The 19,579-nt window shown below is 71.2% G+C and carries 23 protein-coding genes; 15 read left to right on the forward strand and 8 right to left on the reverse strand.

The annotated features are described in order from the left end of the window. Position 1: 1 nt before the first annotated feature. Positions 2-1,018 carry an NAD(P)-dependent oxidoreductase gene (locus AOK01_RS03890; RefSeq protein WP_063792711.1) on the reverse strand — a complete coding sequence of 339 codons (1,017 nt, stop codon included), beginning with the start codon at positions 1,016-1,018 and terminating at the stop codon, positions 2-4. A gap of 333 nt (positions 1,019-1,351) precedes the next feature. On the opposite strand from AOK01_RS03890, the gene AOK01_RS03895 reads away from it, so the two are divergent. Further along, positions 1,352-2,197 (forward strand): endo alpha-1,4 polygalactosaminidase, encoded by an 846-nt coding sequence (locus AOK01_RS03895; protein WP_055508393.1) that lies wholly within the window; start codon positions 1,352-1,354, stop codon positions 2,195-2,197. Between the two features lie 10 nt (positions 2,198-2,207). Here the strand turns inward: AOK01_RS03895 and AOK01_RS03900 are convergent, their stop codons facing one another. Beyond that, positions 2,208-2,732 carry a flavoprotein gene (locus AOK01_RS03900; RefSeq protein ID WP_055508395.1) on the reverse strand — a complete coding sequence of 175 codons (525 nt, stop codon included), beginning with the start codon at positions 2,730-2,732 and terminating at the stop codon, positions 2,208-2,210. Positions 2,733-2,742: 10 nt separating this feature from the next. Further along, a complete protein-coding gene (locus tag AOK01_RS03905; RefSeq protein WP_055508397.1) occupies positions 2,743-3,201 on the reverse strand; it encodes a nuclear transport factor 2 family protein in 459 nt (152 codons plus the stop codon). Positions 3,202-3,307: 106 nt separating this feature from the next. Between AOK01_RS03905 and AOK01_RS03910 the strand changes: the two genes are divergently transcribed. The 3 genes from AOK01_RS03910 to AOK01_RS03920 all read left to right on the forward strand — a co-directional run bounded on the left by AOK01_RS03910 (position 3,308) and on the right by AOK01_RS03920 (position 6,067). Beyond that, positions 3,308-3,913: a TetR/AcrR family transcriptional regulator gene (locus AOK01_RS03910; protein ID WP_055508399.1), complete on the forward strand. Its 606-nt coding sequence runs from the start codon at positions 3,308-3,310 to the stop codon at positions 3,911-3,913. 119 nt (positions 3,914-4,032) lie between these two features. Continuing rightward, the gene (locus AOK01_RS03915) at positions 4,033-5,493 is read left to right on the forward strand and encodes an aldehyde dehydrogenase family protein (RefSeq protein ID WP_055508401.1); all 1,461 of its coding nucleotides are present in this window, start codon (positions 4,033-4,035) and stop codon (positions 5,491-5,493) included. Positions 5,494-5,623: 130 nt separating this feature from the next. Further along, complete coding sequence (locus AOK01_RS03920; protein WP_055508517.1) at positions 5,624-6,067, forward strand: nitroreductase family deazaflavin-dependent oxidoreductase; 444 nt, start codon at positions 5,624-5,626, stop codon at positions 6,065-6,067. Between the two features lie 50 nt (positions 6,068-6,117). Here the strand turns inward: AOK01_RS03920 and AOK01_RS03925 are convergent, their stop codons facing one another. Further along, positions 6,118-7,098 (reverse strand): cation diffusion facilitator family transporter, encoded by a 981-nt coding sequence (locus AOK01_RS03925; protein WP_107099720.1) that lies wholly within the window; start codon positions 7,096-7,098, stop codon positions 6,118-6,120. A 122-nt stretch (positions 7,099-7,220) separates the two neighbouring features. Between AOK01_RS03925 and AOK01_RS03930 the strand changes: the two genes are divergently transcribed. The 3 genes from AOK01_RS03930 (at position 7,221) to AOK01_RS03940 (ending at position 9,226) form a co-directional block, all read left to right on the forward strand. After that, entirely contained in the window at positions 7,221-8,255 is a 1,035-nt protein-coding gene (locus AOK01_RS03930) for a glutathione S-transferase family protein (protein WP_055508405.1), read from the forward strand. Positions 8,256-8,374: 119 nt separating this feature from the next. Next, positions 8,375-8,668: a DUF4235 domain-containing protein gene (locus AOK01_RS03935; RefSeq protein WP_055508407.1), complete on the forward strand. Its 294-nt coding sequence runs from the start codon at positions 8,375-8,377 to the stop codon at positions 8,666-8,668. Positions 8,669-8,758: 90 nt separating this feature from the next. After that, complete coding sequence (locus AOK01_RS03940; RefSeq protein ID WP_055508409.1) at positions 8,759-9,226, forward strand: peroxiredoxin; 468 nt, start codon at positions 8,759-8,761, stop codon at positions 9,224-9,226. A gap of 71 nt (positions 9,227-9,297) precedes the next feature. Here the strand turns inward: AOK01_RS03940 and AOK01_RS03945 are convergent, their stop codons facing one another. Beyond that, positions 9,298-9,690 carry a VOC family protein gene (locus tag AOK01_RS03945; protein WP_055508411.1) on the reverse strand — a complete coding sequence of 131 codons (393 nt, stop codon included), beginning with the start codon at positions 9,688-9,690 and terminating at the stop codon, positions 9,298-9,300. Positions 9,691-9,891: 201 nt separating this feature from the next. Further along, a complete protein-coding gene (locus AOK01_RS03950; RefSeq protein WP_055508413.1) occupies positions 9,892-10,374 on the reverse strand; it encodes a GNAT family N-acetyltransferase in 483 nt (160 codons plus the stop codon). Between the two features lie 106 nt (positions 10,375-10,480). Between AOK01_RS03950 and AOK01_RS03955 the strand changes: the two genes are divergently transcribed. Next, positions 10,481-10,843, forward strand: coding sequence for a DUF1304 domain-containing protein (locus AOK01_RS03955; protein WP_055508415.1), 363 nt, complete (start codon positions 10,481-10,483; stop codon positions 10,841-10,843). After that, positions 10,840-11,406, forward strand: coding sequence for a TetR/AcrR family transcriptional regulator (locus AOK01_RS03960; RefSeq protein ID WP_055508417.1), 567 nt, complete (start codon positions 10,840-10,842; stop codon positions 11,404-11,406). The genes AOK01_RS03955 and AOK01_RS03960 overlap by 4 nt, the downstream gene beginning before the upstream one ends. 26 nt (positions 11,407-11,432) lie before the next feature. On the opposite strand, the gene AOK01_RS03965 is transcribed toward AOK01_RS03960, so the two are convergent. Next, complete coding sequence (locus AOK01_RS03965) at positions 11,433-12,401, reverse strand: GlxA family transcriptional regulator (protein WP_055508419.1); 969 nt, start codon at positions 12,399-12,401, stop codon at positions 11,433-11,435. A 70-nt stretch (positions 12,402-12,471) separates the two neighbouring features. Here AOK01_RS03965 and AOK01_RS03970 point away from each other — a divergent pair, with 70 nt between their 5' ends. Both AOK01_RS03970 and AOK01_RS03975 read left to right on the forward strand, forming a co-directional pair. Next, on the forward strand, positions 12,472-13,419 hold the full coding sequence (locus AOK01_RS03970; RefSeq protein WP_055508421.1) for an NADP-dependent oxidoreductase: 948 nt from the start codon (positions 12,472-12,474) through the stop codon (positions 13,417-13,419). 359 nt (positions 13,420-13,778) lie between these two features. Next, positions 13,779-14,165 carry an anti-sigma factor antagonist gene (locus AOK01_RS03975; protein WP_055508422.1) on the forward strand — a complete coding sequence of 129 codons (387 nt, stop codon included), beginning with the start codon at positions 13,779-13,781 and terminating at the stop codon, positions 14,163-14,165. On the opposite strand, the gene AOK01_RS03980 is transcribed toward AOK01_RS03975, so the two are convergent. Then, complete coding sequence (locus tag AOK01_RS03980) at positions 14,152-14,940, reverse strand: IclR family transcriptional regulator domain-containing protein (RefSeq protein WP_055508424.1); 789 nt, start codon at positions 14,938-14,940, stop codon at positions 14,152-14,154. The genes AOK01_RS03975 and AOK01_RS03980 overlap by 14 nt on opposite strands. A gap of 187 nt (positions 14,941-15,127) precedes the next feature. Between AOK01_RS03980 and AOK01_RS03985 the strand changes: the two genes are divergently transcribed. The 4 genes from AOK01_RS03985 (at position 15,128) to AOK01_RS04000 (ending at position 19,572) form a co-directional block, all read left to right on the forward strand. Further along, positions 15,128-16,126, forward strand: coding sequence for an ABC transporter substrate-binding protein (locus AOK01_RS03985; protein ID WP_055508426.1), 999 nt, complete (start codon positions 15,128-15,130; stop codon positions 16,124-16,126). 1 nt (position 16,127) lies between these two features. Beyond that, entirely contained in the window at positions 16,128-17,957 is a 1,830-nt protein-coding gene (locus AOK01_RS44675) for a dihydroxy-acid dehydratase domain-containing protein (RefSeq protein WP_063792712.1), read from the forward strand. A 74-nt stretch (positions 17,958-18,031) separates the two neighbouring features. Next, positions 18,032-18,790 (forward strand): ABC transporter permease, encoded by a 759-nt coding sequence (locus AOK01_RS03995; protein WP_055508520.1) that lies wholly within the window; start codon positions 18,032-18,034, stop codon positions 18,788-18,790. Then, the gene (locus tag AOK01_RS04000) at positions 18,787-19,572 is read left to right on the forward strand and encodes an ABC transporter permease (RefSeq protein ID WP_055508428.1); all 786 of its coding nucleotides are present in this window, start codon (positions 18,787-18,789) and stop codon (positions 19,570-19,572) included. The genes AOK01_RS03995 and AOK01_RS04000 overlap by 4 nt, the downstream gene beginning before the upstream one ends. The last annotated feature ends 7 nt before the right edge of the window (positions 19,573-19,579 follow it).

Here is a 19,579-nt window from a genome sequence, read left to right on the forward strand (position 1 = left end):
TTCAGGTGACGGGACGGTTGCGGTAGCGGCCGACGAGCTCACGGGCGGCGGTCTGCATACGGGCGGGCGGCAGCCCCTGGGCCAGCAGTGTCAGGTCGTCGACGACCATGTCGCCGATGCTCAGGAAGGCGTCGGGGATGCCGCCCGCGCGGTGGGCGGAGAGCACCAGGCCTTCCAGTGCGCGGGCCGGGTCGTCGGCGGTGACGGGTTCGTCGGGCCAGACGTCGATCCCCGCGAGGAGGCGGCCCTCGGCGACCCGGGCGAGCAGTGCGGGGAAGTCCACGACGGGTGCCCGGCTGACGAGGACCAGCCGGGCGCCGTCGGGCAGCAGTGCCAGTTCGCGCTCGCCGAGCAGATGGCGGCTGTCGTCGGTGACGGTGGCGAGCACGAAGACGAACGTGCTGCGGGCCAGGGTCTCGTCGAGCGTGGCCGGCACGAGTCCCTGCTCGCGCAGGACGGCGGGCGGCAGCCAGGGGTCGTACACCCGCAGGGTCGGGCGGAAGGGCGCGAGGAGCGGGTGGAGGCTCCGCCCGAGGTTCCCGAATCCGATGAGGCCGACGTCCGCGCCGCGCAGCAGTACGGCGTCGGCGTTGCCGTCGGACACGTACCGCTCCCGTCCCGCGCGGAAGGCACGGTCCTCGCGGCTGATGCCGCGGGCCAGGTCGAGGGCGAGCCCGAGGGCGTACTCGGCGACGGCCTGGGCGTAGGCGGGTCCGCAGCCCAGCACGTGGATGCCGCGCCGGAAGCACACCTCGTAGTCGACGTTCGGGAAGAAGTTGCCCTCGATGTTGAGCAGCGCCCTCAACTCGCCCGCGCGGGCCAGGCGTTCGGCAGGCAGGTCGGGCTGGCCGACGACGGCGAAGGCGTCCGGCAGGGCCCGGTCGAGGGCTTCCTCGGTGTCCGGCTCGACGACGGTGAAGCGGTCGTGGAGCCGGGCGAGGGCGTCCGGACGGAAGATGCGTTCCGGGGGATGCGGGTCGGCGCGCAGGATCACGAGCGGCTTGTGCGGGGTGCTCACGGCTCTCCTTGCATCCGACACGGTTGTCCAGGCATCCGTACCCGGCGGAAGTGTCCGTACGCGGCAGGCGCGCCCCGGCGCCACAGGTACGGCAGCACGGCCGGCCGGCATCCGCACTCGGGGATCGGGAACCTCTCACAGTGAGCGGTGAGCGGTGAAGCCGATTTGACGTGCGGCTTTTCGCAGGCTTTGATCACGACGTGCCGAGGCGCGCAGCCCGGCACCAGAGGTGCGCCCAGCCGACAGCGGACAAGGTTCTCCGCCCGGCCGAAGTCGCCAGGACCGGCACAGGGGTCCGAGGCGGGGTCGTACTCGCGAATCGATGGAGCGGACATGCCCGCCAAGCGAGACCCCCGCGCGGGATTTCTGAGGGCGGTCGCCGCCCTGGTCACCCTCGCGGCCCTGGCCTCCTGCACGTCGGACGGGGACGACAAGGGCCCCGACGACACCACGAAGCCGAGCCCCACGGCCGTGCGCCTACCGCCCGTGCACTCCGGTTTCGACTACCAGATCGGCGGCCCCTACGCCCCGCCGTCCGGTGTCCGCGTCGTCGCCCGCGACCGCGGCGCCGACCCCGCGCGCGGCCTCTACAACATCTGTTACGTCAACGCCTTCCAGGCCCAGCCCGGCGAACGGGACGACTGGCCCGACGACCTGCTGCTGCGGGACAAGAAGGGCAAGGTCGTGATCGACGCCGACTGGGACGAGCCGCTGCTCGACATCGGCACACCCGGCAAGCGCAAGCGGGTCGCGGCCCGGGTCGACCAGTGGATCGACGGCTGCGCGGACAAGGGTTACGACGCCGTCGAGCCGGACAACTACGACAGCTACTCCCGTTCCCATGGGCTGCTGAGCGCGGACGACGCCCTGTCCTTCATCAAGCTGCTCTCGGCACACGCGCATGCGCGGGGGCTGGCCATCGCCCAGAAGAACACCGTGGAACTGGCCGGGCAGCGCTCCCGCGCCGGGCTCGACTTCGCCGTGGTGGAGGAGTGCGGCGCGTACGACGAGTGCGGTGAGTACGCCGACGCGTTCGACGACCGGGTCGTGGTCGTGGAGTACACCGACAGCGGTATGAAGAAGGCGCTCGCGGGCTTCGGTGACCGGCTGAGCATCGTGCGCCGTGATGTGCAGGTGTCGACGCCGGACAGCGCCGACTACGTCCGCAGGACCCGCTGAGCCGACCGCGTCAGCGGGGCGGCGGACCCAGCAGGTCCAGTGCCTGTTCCCAGCGGAACCCGCCCTGCTCCGGACCGCCGAAGGCGTGCTCCCCGAACCGGACCCCCATCCCGCGCAGCCGTGCCAGGCTGTCCTGGTAGGCGGGGTGGGCCGTCAGCGCCTCGCTGACACAGGGCAGTACGGAGATCGGCACGCCCATTCCGTAGGCCTCGCAGAGCGTGCCGAGGGCGAGCGTGTCGGAGATCCCGGCCGCCCACTTGTTGAGGGTGTTGAAGGTCGCGGGCGCCACCGCGACGGCGTCCGGGTCCGGGAACGGACGCGGGTCCCCGGGCGACCGCCAGGCGGACCTGATGGGCCGGCCGGTCTGCGCCTCGACCGCCGCCGTGTCGAAGAAGCCCGTCGCGACCGGGGTCGCGACGACACCGACGTCCCAGTTCCGCTCCAGTGCCAGGGTGATCAACTCGCCGACGCCGTCGGCGACTCCGGCCGCGCAGACGACGACGTGGAGAAAGGGTTTCCGGGCCTGTTCAGTCACCCCGGGAACCCTACTGAACGGGGAACGACCCGCCTCGCTCGGACTCCGGCCGCGGGCCCCGGATGCGGCGCTCCTTCTCCTCGATCGCCACGTCGTTGATGCTGGCCTCGCGCCGGGCCATCAGACCGTGCTCGTCGAACTCCCAGAGCTCGTTGCCGTAACTGCGCCACCACTGGCCGTCGGCGTCACGGCACTCGTACTGGAAGCGGACGGCGATGCGGTTGCCGTCGAAGGCCCAGAGGTCCTTGCGCAGGGCGTACTCCTGCTCCCGGCGCCACTTCGCGGTGAGCAGTTCCACGATCCGGGCGCGGCCGGTGACGAAGGTGTCGCGGTTCCGCCAGACCGAGTCCTCCGTATAGGCGAGCGAGACCTTGTGCGGATCGCGGGTGTTCCAGGCGTCCTCGGCCGCCTGGACCTTCTGGGCGGCGGTCTCACGGGTGAAGGGCGGCAGGGGCGGTCGGTCGGTCATGACGGTTCCCTCGTGGACTCGGGCTGAGAACGTGCGTTCTCCGCGGTGGCTGTTAACGTAGAGAACGGTGGTTCTCACGTCAAGGCGGCAGGGAGTGAGCGGGTAGATGGACAGCGCGGTCGCCAGGGAACAGGCCCTGGACGCGGCGGAGACCCTGTTCTACGGGCGCGGCATACAGTCCGTCGGCATGGACGACATCCGAGGCACCTCGGGGGTCTCGCTCAAGCGGCTCTACCAGCTGTTCCCCGCGAAGGAGCACCTGGTGGTGGCCTATCTGGAGCGGCGCGACATCCGCTGGCGGCAGCGGCTCGCCGAGTACGTGGACGGAGACGTGCACGCGGACGGCGCCGGCCACGCGGGCGGTCACGAAGACCCGCGGCGGCGCGTCCTCGCGGTCTTCGACTGGCTGGGCCGGTGGTTCCGCGAGCCCGGTTTCCGCGGCTGCGCCTGGATCAACTCGTACGGCGAGCTCGGCGCCACGTCGGAGCCGGTCGCCGGCCAGGTCCGCGCCCACAAGCGGGCCTTCAAGGAATATCTGGCGGGGCTGGTGGGCGACGCCGGGCTGCCCGCGGAGTTGAGCGAGCAGCTGTATCTGCTGGCGGAGGGCGCCATGGTCACCGCCGCCGTCGAGCAGAGCGCGGAACCGGCCGCCCGGGCCGGGCGAGCGGCTCGCATCCTGGTCGACTCGTACGGTGCCACGGCCGGCGATTGACGGGGGGTGCGTCGGGTTGCAGACTCCCATCGAATACTTGACGGATAATTGTTCACCAGGCGAACGCGCGCGGTTCCATTCGCGCACCGTGTCGCGTCGCACGACGGGAAGAGCCGCGCATGACCCTCCATCGTGACCTGCTGATCGGCGGCAAGGACCTGCCCGCGGCCTCGGGCCGCACCGCCGAGGACGTGAACCCCTACAGCTCGCAGGTGTACGCCACGGTCGCCGCGGCCGGCGTCGAGGACGTCACCCGGGCCGTGGACGCGGCGGACGCCGCGTTCGCGGGCTGGGCCGCGCTCGGCCCGGCACAGCGCCGCAAGATCTTCCTCACCGCGGCCGACCTCCTGGAGTCCCGCACCGACGACGCGGTACGGATCATGGCGGGCGAGGTCGGCGGCACCCGGCCCTGGGCCATGTTCAACGTCGGTCTCGCCGCGAACATCCTCCGCGAGGCCGCCGCCGCGGTGACCGCGCCGCGCGGTGAGGTGTTGAGCGCGCAGGAGGAGGGCGCGCTGGGACTCGCGATCCGCGAACCCGTCGGTGTCGTGGCCGCCTTCTCGCCCTGGAACGCGCCGGTCATCCTGGGCGTCCGGGCCGTCGCCGCGCCGCTCGCCGCCGGCAACACCGTGGTGATGAAGCCGAGCGAGGACGCGCCGATCGCGTGCGGTCTGTTCATCGCGGACATCCTGCGCGAGGCGGGCCTGCCCGACGGCGTCCTGAACGTGATCACGAACGCCCCCGAGGACGCCGCGGCCGTCGCCGAGGCGCTGGTCGCCGACACGCGCGTACGGGCCGTCAACTTCACCGGCTCCACGGGCGTCGGCCGGATCATCGGCGTGCACGCGGCCCGGCACCTGAAGCCCGCTGTCCTCGAACTGGGCGGAAAGAACTCGGTGATCGTGCTGGACGACGCCGACGTCGACTACGCGGTCGACGCCGCCGTCTTCTCCGTCTTCATGAACTCCGGCCAGATCTGCATGTCCGCCGACCGGATCCTCGTGCACGAGAGCCTGGCCGAGGAGTTCACGGCCAAGTTCACCGCGAAGACCGAGTCGCTGGCGTCCGGTGACCCGGCCGACCCGCACACCGTCGTCGGCCCGCTCGTCACCCGGGACGCCGCCCACCGGGTCGCGGCGCTCGTGGCGGACGCCGTCGCCAAGGGCGCGACCGTCCTCACCGGCGGCGGCGCCCCCGACGGAGCCGTACATCCGGCGACCGTCCTGACCGACCTGCCGGAGGAGGCCGACCTGTACCGGGGCGAGGCCTTCGGCCCGCTCGCCGTGATCAGCACGTTCACCACGGACGACGAGGCCGTCTCCTTCGCCAACGCCACGGAGCACGGGCTGACCTGCGGGGTCATCACCGAGAACGGCACCCATGGGCTCAGGGTCGCCCGCCGGATCCGTACCGGCATCGTGCACGTCAACGACCAGTCCGTCGCCGACGAACCGAACGCGCCCTTCGGCGGATTCAAGAGCAGCGGGTACGGGCGGTTCGGCGGACGCTGGGGCATCGAGGCGTTCAGCAACACCCGCTGGGTGACGCTGGCCACGCAGCAGGCGCACTTCCCGTTCTGAGCAACCGGGCGCACCTGGGCAGGCGTGCGGGTGAAACGGCTCGTACGGGATGAACGGCTGGGGCCGACGTGTTGAATCCTTGAGTCCGTACGACGCATCGCACGCAACGACGACCGATGGGATGGATGCCATGCCTCTTGAGGGTGAGTACGAGCCCAGCCCCGCGCAGCAGGTACGCGAACAGGTGGAACTGTACGAGCGCTCCGGCGGTACCGAGGGAACGACGATGCGGGGGATGCCCGTGATCGTGCTGACCACCCGGGGCGCCAAGAGCGGCAAGATCCGCAAAACGCCGCTCATGCGCGTCGAGCACGAGGGCAGTTACGCCGTCGTCGCCTCGCTCGGCGGTGCCCCCAAGCACCCTGTCTGGTACCACAATGTCGTCGGCGACCCCCACGTGGAGCTCCAGGACGGACCGACGCGCCAGGACATGACCGCGCGGGAGGTGACCGGCGAGGAGAAGGCCCTGTGGTGGCAGCGCGCCGTCGCCGCGTACCCGGACTACGCCGACTACCAGAAGAACACCGACCGCGAGATCCCGGTCTTCGTCCTGGAGCCCGTCACCGGCGAGTAGTCCGCCGGAAAACAGTGTGCATGACCCGGGGAGCGCCGGGCACCCGATGTTCAGGTCCCGCCGCGCTCCCCCGTCGTGGCGGGGCCGCTCTCGTGTGCCGCGGCGCGGCGCGCGAGGCGGGCGTCCGTCACGTCGAGGTAGATCTGGTCGGCCGCCGGGACCAGGTGGGAGACGGACGCCTTGATGCGTACGGCGACGAGTTCCACCTCCTCGCTGTCCAGGCCGGGCGTGAGGTCGATACGGGCGGCCACCAGCGTCGAGTCGGGGCCCAGCTGCATGGTCAGCAGGGACTCCACGGAGTCGATCTCCGGCTGCGCGTCCAGCAGGGCGCGGATGCGGCCGCTCGACTCCTCGTCGGTGGCCTGGCCGATCAGCTGGTCGCGCGCGTCACGGCCCAGCCGGTACGCCACGTGGACGAGCAGCACCCCGATGGCCATCGAGGCCGAGGCCTCCCAGACGACCTGGCCGGTCACCATGTGAAGGGCCATGCCGGCGATCGCGAGGAGCACGCCCAGTACGGCGGTGCTGTCCTCCGCGACGACGGTACGCAGGGCCGGGTCGCGGACCCCGGCGAAGCCGCCACCCTGCTGGTGGACCTGGTGGAGCGCGCGCAGCAGGGACCCGCCCTCCGCGAGGAGAGCCACGCCCAGGACCACGAGCCCCGCCACGTATCCGCTGTGGGACTCCGAGGTCTCGCTGCCCAGGGCTTCGAAGCCCTGGAAGAAGGAGAAGCAGCCGCCCATCAGGAAGATGCCCACGGCGGCCAGCAGGGACCAGAAGAAGCGTTCCTTTCCGTAGCCGAAGGGGTGGCGGCGGTCGGCGGGCCGTCGGCTGCGGCGCAGGGCGGCCAGCAGGAAGACCTCGTTCAGGCTGTCGGCCACCGAGTGCGCCGCCTCCGAGAGCAGCGCGGGCGATCCGGCGAAGACGCCGCCCACGGCCTTGGCCACGGCGATGACGAGGTTGGCGGCCAGCGCCACCAGCACGGTGACGCGGGTCCGGCGGTCCGAAGGGGAGGAGGGCTTACGTCTCACCCCCGCCGACTGCCCCGTTCCCCCTGCCTCACACGAGGTGACAGGGGATTTAGGGGAACAACAACTCTCACCGAAGCACACGTACGGGTACGTAAGGACGACGTACGGAAGGGAGACGCGTCATGAGCGACACCGAGGGCGACAGCGCGGCCGAGGGCAACGCCGCGTACGGAAAGAAGTCCTTCAAGCGGTCGAAGAGCCACTTCTCGGACCGGGTGACGGCCGACGGGCGGGACGGCTGGCCGGTCGAGGCGGGGCGCTACCGGCTGGTCGTCAGCCGGGCCTGTCCCTGGGCGAGCCGCGCGGTGATCTCGCGGCGGCTGCTGGGTCTTGAGGAGGCCCTGCCGATGGCGATCACGGACCCGATCCAGGACGACCGCAGCTGGCGGTTCACGCTGGATCCCGGCGGGCTCGATCCCGTACTGGGCATCCGGTACCTCGCCGAGGCGTACGAGGCCCGGGAGCCGGGCCATCCGGGCGGCGTCAGTGTGCCCGCGGTGGTGGACGTACCCAGCGGGCGCCTGGTGACCAACGACTACCAGCAGCTCACCCTGGACCTCGCCACCGAGTGGCGGGACCTGCACCGCGAAGGGGCACCCGACCTCTATCCGGAAGCGCTCCGCGACGAGATCGACGAGGTCGCGGCGGGGGTGTACGAGGACGTGAACAACGGTGTGTACCGGGCCGGGTTCGCGACCGGCCAGAAGGAGTACGCGGCGGCCTGCGAGGGCGTGTTCGGCCGGCTGGAGCTGCTGTCGCAACGGCTGGCGCGGCGGCGGTACCTGGTCGGGGACACAATCACGGAGGCGGACATCCGGCTGTTCACGACGCTGGTCCGCTTCGACGCCGTCTATCACGGCCATTTCAAGTGCAACCGCCACAAGTTGACGGAGGATCAGGTCCTGTGGGCGTACGCCCGTGATCTTTACCAGACGCCCGGGTTCGGGGACACCGTCGACTTCGACCACATCAAACGGCACTACTACCAGGTGCACGAGGGCATCAACCCGACCCGCATCGTGCCGCTCGGTCCCGACCTCTCCGGCTGGCTGACCTCGCACGGCCGCGAGGAACTGGGCGGGCGCCCGTTCGGGGACGGGAGCCCGCCGGGTCCCGTCCCCGAAGGCGAAGAGGTACCGCCGGCGGGCCGGCCCTGAACCCGGCGGGCCCCCGACACCGGGCCGGGCGGGCGGAACAGCTCGCGGCCGGCCGCGTATCCGCCGTTGAACTGGACACTCGCCAGGGGCCCGCGAGAACACGAGCCGAAGGAGAGCCAGTGCAGAAGAAGAAGCTGCCCGTCGTCTACAAGCCGATCGGATTCCTGCTCGGCTGGACGAGCGGAACTCTCGCCGGGATGGCGTTCCGGGCGACCTGGAAGGCGATCCGCCACGAGGACGACGCGCCCGACGCGCTGGACAAGGACCGCGGCTGGGGCGAGGTGCTGTTCGCCGCGGCCGTGCAGGGCGCGATCTTCGCCGTCGTGCGCAGCGCGGTGGACCGTACGGGTGCGACAGCCATAGAGCGGTCCACCGGAGTGTGGCCCTCCGGTGAGAAGGGGGGCCGCGACTGACTCCCTTACGGTCCCGTACGGTTGGCCTTCACACAGGTGGCCGACAGGCATGGGCCGACAGGCACGAGCTGACAGTCAGGGGAGCCGGTCGTGACGAACCAGGCAGTGGTGGGCGACACCGTCGAGGACTTCACTCTCCCCGACGAGACCGGCACGCCCCGGCAGCTCTCGGAGCTGCTGGGCGAAGGGCCCGTCGTGCTGTTCTTCTACCCGGCGGCGCTGTCCGCGGGCTGCACCGCCGAGGCCTGTCACTTCCGCGACCTGGCCGCCGAGTTCGCGGCTGCCGGGGCGCGGCCGGTGGGGATCAGCGGCGACACCGTCGAGCGCCAGCAGGAGTTCGCGGACAAGCACACCCTCGGGTTTCCGCTGCTGGCCGACCCGGACGGCGCGGTCCGCGAGCGGTTCGGGGTGAAGCGCGGCCTCTCGCTCGCGCCCACCAAGCGGGTCACCTTCGTGATCGCCGAGGACCGGAGGGTACTAGAGGTGGTGCGCAGCGAGATCCGGATGAGCACGCACGCGGACCGCGCCCTGGCGGCCCTGCGCGCGCACCGCGGCTGAGCCGTCCGGCGGCCCGCCGAGGGCGACCGTCCCGACCGCGGCCGAGCCGTCCGGGGCGACGTGCGGGTGGTTCAGCCCTGCTTGGGAGCGGTGTCCGGCTCCAGGCGCAGGGTGAACGAGTGGCCGGACGGGTCGGCGTACCCCCGCTCCTCGTACGGGCTGCCCGGGTCCTTGGTCTCCAGCGGCCGTCCGCCGAGTCCGACGACCTTGCGTTCGGCCGTGTCCAGGTCCTCGACGCGGAAGTCCAGGTGGGTCTGGAGGGAGTTCTCGGGGCGCGGCCAGCTGGGCGGGGTGGCGTTCACGTCCCGCCGGAACGCCATCCTCATTCCCCCGGCTCCCTTGATCTCGACCCGGTTCGCCGTCGCGTCGGTCTCCTCGCCGTCGAGGAACTCCTTGTAGAACGCGGCGAGTTTCTCGGGCTCGGAACAGTCCAGGACCACGACGCCTGCCACTATCAGTGCCATATCTCCTCCGTAGGCCGACCGAGCGCGAACGGCGGTCCGCCCACTGCTCCGACGACCGGGTACCCCGTCCCGCGGAATCAGCACGTGAAAGCGCCCGAACAGGAGCCGACGCCCCGGATGTGACGCGAGGTCACCTCATGTCCGGCCCGAGACGGGCGACCGCAGCCCCCCGGGACGGCACGCGGCCCGCCGAGGTGACGCTCACAGCGGCTGCCCGAGCGTGAGTGCGCGCGGACCGAAGCCGTTGCGCTCGTAGAAGCGGACAGCGTCCTCGTTGGCCGCATAGGCCGTCACCTCCGCCTGCTGGGCGCCCTGTTCCCGCGCCCAGTCGAGAAACCCGGCCACGAGCCGCGCCCCGACCAGGGTGCCGCGATGCGCCGTGCGCACGTACAGGCTGAGCAGAGTGGCGACCTTCACGGGACGCACCGCGGAGCCCTCCGCGACCGTGCCCGCGAGATGACCCACGACCTCGCCCTCGTACTCGGCCACGAGCAGCAGCCGCGCCGGGTCGTCGAGCCCCGAGGCGAAGCGCTCCGCCCCGTGCGCGAGCGGCCAGTCGACGTCGACCGTCGGGTCGCGGGTTCCCGCGTCCTCGGCGAACAGGGCCGCGCTGGAGGCGACGAGCGCCGGGACGTCCTGCGGGCGGGCCCTGCGGACGGCTGTCTGGTCGTGGTTGTCGCTCATGGGGCGACGTTAGCGAGCGGGTCCGACAGTGGCTCGGTGACTTTCTGGACAGGTGTCCATGTATATTGGGCACCTGTCCAGGAAATCACCGAAGGAGATCACCTCGATGCAGACGCTCGCGAACGTACTGGTCGGGCTCGTCGCCGTCCTGCACGCGTACATCCTTGTTCTGGAGATGTTTCTGTGGGAGCGCAAGCCGGGGCGCGGGCTGCACGGGTTCGACGCGGAGATGGCGCGGGCCACCGCTCCGCTCGCCGCCAACCAGGGGCTCTACAACGGGTTTCTCGCGGCCGGGCTCGTCTGGGGTCTGATCGCCGGCGAGCCGACCGGTTTCCGCGCCCAGGTCTTCTTCCTCGTGTGCGTGGTCGTCGCGGGTGTGTACGGGACGGTCACCGCGAACCGGCGCATCCTGTTCGCGCAGGCCCTGCCCGGCGCGCTCGCCCTCGCCGCCGTCCTCGTCGCCCGGTGACCTCCGACCCCCGGGCCGAGCGCACCCGGGCCAAGCTGCGCCGGGCCCTCCTCGACGAGTGCGCCCGGCGGCCGCTCGCGGAGGTCGGCGTCGCGGCGCTGGCACGCGCCGCCGGGGTCGGCCGGGCCACGTTCTACCTCCACTACGCCGGCCTTGAGGCACTGGCCGTCGACGCCTGCGCCGATGTCGTACGCGACGCCGTGGACGCCCTGCACGCGTGGCGGGGCCGGCCCGACCCCACGTCGGCACCGGACGCGCTACTCGTGTTCTTCGCCGGGCTGCCACCGCATGCCCCGCTGTACCGTGCCCTGTTGAGTCCGGGCGGCGGCGGTCCGCTCGGCCGCGTGCTCCATCAGGACCTGCGCGCCCGCAGCCTCGCCGAACGCGAACTCGTCGGCGCGCCCCAGGCTCCCGTCGTCGCGTCCGCCGTCGCCGCGACCTTCGCGGGCGTCCTCGCCGACTGGCTGCACGGGCTCGTCGAGGGCACGCCCGAGGAGATCGCCCACACGGTGTGGCGCCTGCTCGTGGCCCTGCACGCCGTCCGGTGGGAGGCCACCCCGTAGGACAACCGGGGCACCTACGGGAGGAGTCATGGCCGGCGGCTCGCGTGGAACGTACGCCGGTACGCCTGCGGTGACACCCCGATCGCCGCGTGCAGATGCTGTCGCAGCGAGGTGCCCGTGGCGAAGCCGACCTCGCCCGCGATCTGGTCCACCGGCAGATCGCTGGATTCGAGCAACTGCCGTGCCCGCTCGACGCGTTGCTGGATGAGCCAGCGGCCGGGGCTCATCCCGACCTCGTCGCTGAAGCGGCGGGCGAAGGTCCGCAGGCTCATCCGGGCGTGGTCGGCCAGACCGGCCAGGGTCAGCGGCTCACCGAGGCGCTCCAGCGCCCAGTGCCGGGTGGCCGCGGTGCTCGTCGCCGTGGGTCCGGGCACAGGCTGCTCGATGTACTGCGCCTGGCCGCCCTCCCGCCAGGGCGGCACCACACAGGTACGTGCCACCCGGTTGGCCAGTTCGCTGCCGTGGTCCTTGCGCACGAGGTGCAGGCAGACGTCCACGCCCGACGCGGCGCCCGCCGAGGTGAGGAGATTGTCCTCGTCGACGAACAGCACGTCCGCGTCGAGGTCCACGTCCGGGTACATCTGCCGGAACAGTCCGGCCAGGCACCAGTGCGTGGTCGCCCGGCGGCCGGCCAGCATCCCGGCCGCCGCCAGTACGAAGGCACCCGTACAGATGGAGACGATCCGGGTGCCGGGACCGATGGCCTTGAGCGCCTCGGCCACCGCGTCGGGCAGGCCGGCGACGATGTGCGACACCGCGAAGGGCGGGATGACCACGGTGTCGGCCGTACGCAGCACTTCGGGGCCGTGCTCGACGGTGATCGAGAAGTCCGAGTCGCTGCGGACCGGCTGCCCGTCGACCGTGCAGGTCAGCACCTCGTACCGGCCCTCTGCGGAGCCGAACACACGCTGGGGGATGCCCAGTTCGAAGGGGTAGACCCCGTCCAGGGCGAGCACGACGACTCGCTCCACGGGTCCGTCGTATGTCTGCGGCATGGCACGATCCTATCGGACGATGGCAATCATGCCATTTCCCGGTCCGCCGGAATCGGGCAGGCTGAGTCACATGAGCACTGCGAACACGATGCGCGCGATCAGTCAGGACGTCCTCGGCGGTCCCGAGGTCCTCAAGGAAGTGGAGCGGGAGATCCCGAAGCCGGGGCCGAGCGAGGTGCTGGTCCGGGTGCACGCGGCGGGCCTGAACCCGACCGACTGGAAGCACCGGGCGCACGGCAACTTCCTCAAGCCCCCGTTCGTCCTCGGCTGGGACGTCTCCGGCGTCGTCGAGGCCGTCGGTCTCGGCGTCGTCATCCACGAGCCGGGCGACGAGGTCTTCGGCATGCTGCCTTACCCGTTCGGCGTAGGGGCGCACGCCGAATACGTCACCGCGCCCGCGCGGGCCTTCGCCCGCAAGCCGGCCGAGGTCGACCACACGCAGGCGGGAGCCCTGCCGCTCGCGGCGCTCACCGCCTGGCAGGCGCTGGTCGACACGGCGGACGTGCGGCCGGGACAGCGGGTGCTGATCCATGCCGCGGCCGGCGGGGTGGGGCACCTGGCCGTCCAGATCGCCAAGGCGCGGGGGGCGTATGTGATCGGTACGGCGAGCTCCGGGAAGCACGAGTTCGTGCGCGGACTGGGCGCCGACGAGCTCATCGACTACCGGGAGACCGACTTCACCGAGGCCGTGGGGGACGTCGACGTCGTCCTGGACACGGTCGGGGGCGACTACCGCTCGCGTTCGCTGCGGACGCTGCGTCCCGGCGGGCTGCTGGTGACGCTCCTGGTGTCCGGGACCTCGGAGCTCGCGGAGGAGGCGGAGGGGCTCGGGGTGCGGGCGGTGGAGATGCTCGTGGAGGCCGATCAGACCGGGATGCGGGCGATCGCCGAGCTTGTTGCCGAGGGGAAGTTGCGGGCCACTGTCGCGGAGGTGTTCCCGTTGGCCGACGCGGCGAAGGCGCATGCGGCGGGTGACACCGGGAGGACTGTGGGGAAGCTGGTTCTTCAGGTGCGGTAGGTCTTCGGGGTGCGTCTTCGGGGTGCCTCGCTCACATCCTGGGGGATGTGGACGGGGCACCCCTGCGTTGGTCGGCCGCGTTGTGTGGCTGCGTTGTTCGGCTGCGGGTTCGTCGTGGCTTGTCGCGCAGTTCCCCGCGCCCCTTAAGAGATGGGGGCGCCGGAGGTGTTGGGCCGCGAGCTCGTCGTGGCTTGTCGCGCAGTTCCCCGCGCCCCTGAAGAGGTGGGCGGGGTGGCCTTTCTTAAATCGTCGACATATGTCAATCGAACATGCTGAAATTCGCTCTAACGGGGGTAGCTTGCAGGGTGAGGGACGGGGCAGTGTTCGGGCCCTGGTGGCCCTTATGGAGGTGATGCGTCGTGGGTGGCAGCTCCAGACCGCTCTCCCCGCACCTGCGTGTCCACGAGGACCGCGGCCACACCGTGCTCGAATTCCACGGCGAGATCGACATCCTCGCCTCGCTGGACATCATCCCCGTGCTGGACGCGGCGACGGGACGCCCGGCCGCCGACGTCGTCCTGGACCTGCGGCACATCGAGTTCTTCGACTGCTCGGGCCTGCGTCTGCTGCACCGGGCCCGGCGCCGGGTCCTCGCCCGGGGCGGGCAGGTGCACCTGGTCTGCACCCATCCGCTGACCCTGCGCATCCTGCGCGTGACCGAACTCGCCGGGGTCATGCCACCGCTGGCGAGCATGGACGAAGCCCTCGGCCACCCCTCGACCGCCTCGGGCCTCAGGGGCCGGTGACCAGTTGCAGGTCCGTCTCGATACCGGCGGCGCACGCCTGGAGCCTGGGCACCATGTCCCGCAGCTCGTCGAGGCTGCGCATCCCCGCCCCGACGGCGATGTTCGCCGCGGCGATGACGGCACCCGAGCGGTCGTGCACCGGGACGGCCACTGCCCGCAGGCCCTGGTTCAGCTCCTGGTCCGCCACACAGAAACCGCTCTTGCGGGTCGCCTCGATGATCGTACGGAGTTCCGCGGTGTCGCGGACCGTCCGGTCGGTCAGCGGCTGGAGGTCGACCCGGCCCAGGTAGTCCAGGAAGGCGTCCTCCCCCAGGCCGGCGAGCAGTACCCGCCCCATGGCCGTGGCGTAGGCCGGGAAACGGGACCCCACGTTGATCGACACGGTGATGACGCCGCGCGCCGGCACGCGCGCCACGTGCACCACGTGGTCACCGTCGAGCACGGACAGCGCCGTGGTCTCCTGCACGTCGTGCATCAGGTCCTTGAGATGGGGCTCGGCGATCTGCGGGGTGGAGAGCGCCCGTAGATAGGCGTGTCCCAGTTCGAGGATCTTCGGGGTGAGCCCGAACAGCGCCCCCTCGCTGCGCACATAGCCCAGCTTCAGCAAGGTCAGCAGCGAGCGCCGGGTCGCGGCGCGCGAGAGTCCCGCCGCCCGCGCCACATCACTGAGCGACCGGGCCGGATGATCCGCGTCGAAGACCTTGATCACTTCCAGTCCGCGTGCCAGCGACTGGACGAAGTCCGGTTCTGTCGGCCCGACTTCGAGCGGTTCCATGTGCCATCTCCTGTCTCGGCGCGGTCGCGGCGCCCACTGTCCCACATTCCGTCGAGGCCGTGCGATCAGCAGTGTACGCACAGCGAACGATTGTGCGTGCGTCTAGCGCACACGTGTTCAGAAATGTATGGTCGCTCCCATCGCACCTCGGGTCCGGTCTTCCGGGCCCCCTTCCAGTGGAGGAACGATGGAGTTCCCGATCATGCGGAGAAGGACGGCTCTGGCCGCCGCGGCAGGGCTGGCCCTGTCACTCACCGCCTGCGGCAACGGCGGTTCCTCGACCGGTCTTGACCCCTCGTCCAAGACACCGGTGACCGTGCGGGCCGGGTTCATCCCGGTCATCGACGTGGCCGCGCTCTACCTGGGGCAGAAGCAGGGCTTCTTCGCCGACCACGGCATCAAGCTGGACATCAAGACCGCCCAGGGCGGTGCGGCTCTGGTGCCGCCGGTGGTCAGCGGTGAGTACCAGTTCGCCTTCAGCAACATCGTCTCGGTCCTGGCCGCCCGCGACAAAGGCCTGCCGTTGAAGGTCATCGCCTCCGGGTCCAACTCCACCGGCCACGCCGGCAAGGACGTCACGATGATCCGGGTCCCGAAGGACAGCCCGATCCGGTCGGCCGCGGATCTCGCCGGCAAGAAGGTCAGTGTCAACACGCTCAACAACCTGCTGCAGATGCTGGGCGAGGTGGCCGTCACCGCGGACGGCGGTGACCCGGACAAGGTCAAGTTCGTCGAGCTGCCGTTCCCGGACGCGGTCACCGCGCTGGGCAAGGGCGACATCGACGCCATGGTCACCGCCGAGCCGTTCGACACCATCGCCGCGGGTGCCGACACCAGGGTCGTCGCCTCGCCCTATCTGGAGATGGCGAAGACCAGCCTGACGACGTCGGTCTACTTCACCTCGGAAGACCAGCTGAAGAAGAACCCCAAGCTGTTCACCGCGCTGAAGGCCGCCATCGACGAGTCGCTCGCCTACGCGGAGGCCCACCCCCGCGAGACCAGGGCCCAGCTGGCGTCATTCATGAAGATCGAGCCGGGGGTGGCCCAGAAGGTCACCCTGCCCACGTTCTCGCCGACGATTCCGCAGTCGTCGGTCGAGGCGTTCGTCAAGGCCGCCCGCAGCCACGGCCTGCTCGACGGCGACATCTCCTACGACGACCTCGTGTGGTCGGGAACGGCCGGCTGACATGAGGACCACACTCCGCAGCGACCTGCCGGTGGGCAGCTCCCGCTGGGCCGTCCGCCGGGCCCAGTGGCGTTCCCTCGGCATCTCCGACGAGGAGATGACCCGGCCCAAGATCGCCATCGTCAACTCCTCGTCCGACCTCGCCGCCTGCTTCGCCCACCTCGACGACATCGTGCCGGTGCTCAAGGAAGCCATCCGCAAGGCGGGCGGACTGCCCTTCGAGATCCGCACCGCCGCCCCGGCCGACTTCATCACCAGCGCCGGCGCCGGCGGCCGGTACGTGCTTCCCACCCGCGACCTCATCGTCAACGACATAGAGGTCGTCGTGGAAGGCGCCCTGCTCGACGGCATGGTGTGTCTCAGCTCGTGCGACAAGACCGCGCCCGCCCACATGATGGCGGGCGGCAGGCTCGACGTACCCACTCTGATCGTCGCGTGCGGCTATCAGCGCAGCGCCCTGCACGAGGACGGCGGCGCCGACATCGAGGACGTCTTCCTGCACGCCGGCCACACCGCCCTGGGCCGTACGTCCGCCGAGGACCTGCTCGCCATGTCCGAGGACGCCATCCGCGGCCCCGGGGTCTGCGCGGGAATGGGCACCGCCAACACCATGCACATGGCCGCCGAGGCACTCGGCATGGCACTTCCCGGCACCACGCCGACCCGGGCCGACGGCGCCGTCATGTGGGACGCGGTCCGGGCGGCCGGCCGCGGCATCGTGGACATGGTCCACGAGGGACGGACGGCACGGTCGGTACTCACACCGGCCGCGATCCGCAACGCCGTCACCGTGATGCTCGCGATCGGCGGCTCGATCAACTCCGTCAAGCACCTCCAGGCCGTCGCCGTCGAGGCCGGTCTCGACGTCGACGTGTGGCGGACGTACGAGGAACTGGCCGACCGGGTCCCCGTCATCACCGCGGTACGGCCCAACGGCCCGCACCTCATCGAGCAGCTCGACGACGCCGGCGGCACCCGCGGCGTCCTCGCGGCCCTGGCTCCCCTGCTGGACCTGGACACCGTCGGGGTCACCGGCCGCCCGCTCGGCGAACTCGTCGCCGAGACACCGGCGCCCGGTGCGGAGTTCATCCGCCCACTCGCCGATCCGTTCACCCGCCGGCCCTCGATCGTGATCCTGCGCGGCTCCCTGGCCGCCGAGGGATCCATCGTCAAGCTGCCCGCCGACGAGGAACGGCCCACCGGATTCCGCGGCCCGGCCCGCTGCTACCCCTCCCGGGAGGCGGCCATCGCCGGCCTCGCGGCGGGTGAGGTGCGGGCCGGTGACGTGGTGGTGCTGCGCGGCATGGGGCTGCACGGCGGCCCCGGCATGGCCATGGCGTCGGCCTTCGTGTTCGCCCTCGACGGCGCCGAGCTCGGCGAGAAGGTCGCGGTCGTCACCGACGGCCAGCTCTCCGGTCTTGTCAACAAGGGCATCGTGGTCGGCGAGGTCTCCCCCGAGGCCGCCGTCGGCGGACCGCTCGGCCGGGTCCACGACGGCGACCTGATCAGCATCGACCTCACCACCCGCACCATCGACCTGGAGGTCGACCCGGACACCCTGGCCGGCCGCGAGCCCGTCGCCGCGGAGACCGTCCGTACCCCGGGATGGCTGGCCGCCTACGACCGGACCGTCACCAGCCCCGCCTGCGGCGCCGTACTCGCCCGCGAAGGCTGCGCGAACACCTGCGGCGGCGGGCGGGGCCACGGAAGCACCCGGACGTGGGGAGACGTACAGGCTCCCGACCAAGGCGCCCGGACCCACGGAGACGTACAGATCCGCGAAGACGTCCAGACACCCGGAGACGTCCAGGCCCGCGGAGGTGTCCGGTGAAAGTGCTCGACGCGACACGGCCGGGCAAGGCTCCGGCCGCCCCGGCCCCGCGCCGCCGCGCGGCCCGGCCCCGTATCGCCCCGCTGGTCGGCATCGTCCTCGCCGCACTCGCCGCCGAGATCGTTCCCCGTACGGGGCTGATCGCGGGCGACGCGCTGCCCCCGCTCAGCTCCGTCCTGGCCGAGCTCGGCCGGCAGGCGGGCGACGCCGCCCTGTGGGAGGCCCTGGGCCGCACGGTCCGTACCTGGGCCGTCGGCCTTGTGGTCGCCGTCGTCGCCGGCGTGGTGGTCGGCGTGCTCATCGGACTGGTGCCGATACTGCGCGCGATCACCGCGTCCACGGTGGAGTTCCTGCGCCCCATCCCCTCCGTGGCCCTGATCCCCGCGGTCATCCTGGTCTTCGGCACCGGCTTCGAGTCCGGAGTGGTGCTCATCGTCTACGCCGGTTTCTGGCAGGTGCTCGTGCAGGTGCTCTACGGCGTCCAGGACATCGACCCGGTCGCGCACGACACCGCCCGCTCCTACCGCTTCAGTGTCTGGGGCCGGGTGCGGTACGTCATCTGGCCGACCGCGCTGCCCTTCGTGTTCACCGGGATCCGGCTGGCCGCCTCGGTCGCGCTCGTCCTGGCCATCACCGGCGAGCTGGTGATCGGCACCCCGGGGATCGGGCAGCTCATCTCGGTGGCGCAGAGCAGCGGCGCGACGACCGAGATGTTCGCGCTCGTCCTGGTCACCGGTGTCCTCGGTGTCCTGGTCAACACGGGATTCCGGTACGCGGAGCGGGCCGTGCTCGGCTGGCATCCCTCGGTCCGGCGATCGGCGGGTGCGCGATGAACATCCTGAACTTCCTGCGCCGCGTCCTGTACGCGCTCGGTCTGCCCGCGGCTCTCGTGGCCCTGTGGTGGGTCACCAGCGTCAACAGCACCAGCTACTACTTCCCGCCGCTGCCGGACGTCCTCGACCAGTTCGGCCGGCTGTGGCTCGCCGGCCGGTTCGCCGACGACGTGGTGCCCAGCCTGGTCCGGCTGCTCACCGGGTTCCTCGTCTCCGCCGTGATCGGCGTGGCGCTGGGCGTCGCCCTCGGCCTGACCGACGTGCTGCGGCGCGGCGCCGAGCCGGTCCTCGAATTCCTCCGGGCGCTCCCGCCGACCGTGCTCGTACCGGTCATCGCGATCGTCGCAGGCATCGGCGACGGGGCGAAGATCCTGGTCATCGTCTCCGGCTGTGTGTGGCCGGTCCTGCTGAACACCGTCGAGGGCGTACGCGCCGCCGACGACGTCATGATCGACACCTGCCGCACCTACGGCATCACCCGCGGCGCGCGGCTGCGTCACATGGTGCTCCCCGCCGCCGCCCCGCAGATCGCGGCCGGACTGCGGCAGGCCCTGTCGATCGGGCTGATCCTGATGGTCATCGGCGAGATGTTCGCCGCCACCAACGGTCTCGGCTTCAGCATCGTGCAGTTCCAGCGGACCTTCGCGATCCCGCAGATGTGGAGCGGCATCATCCTGCTCGGCCTCATCGGATTCGCCCTCTCCGCGTTGTTCACCGTTGTCGAGAAGCGGGTCCTGGGCTGGTACCTGGGCCTGCGCGAGTCGCAGAAGAGGAACGGCTGATGACAGA

Source organism: Streptomyces aurantiacus, assembly GCF_001418335.1.
GTDB lineage: Bacteria > Actinomycetota > Actinomycetes > Streptomycetales > Streptomycetaceae > Streptomyces > Streptomyces aurantiacus.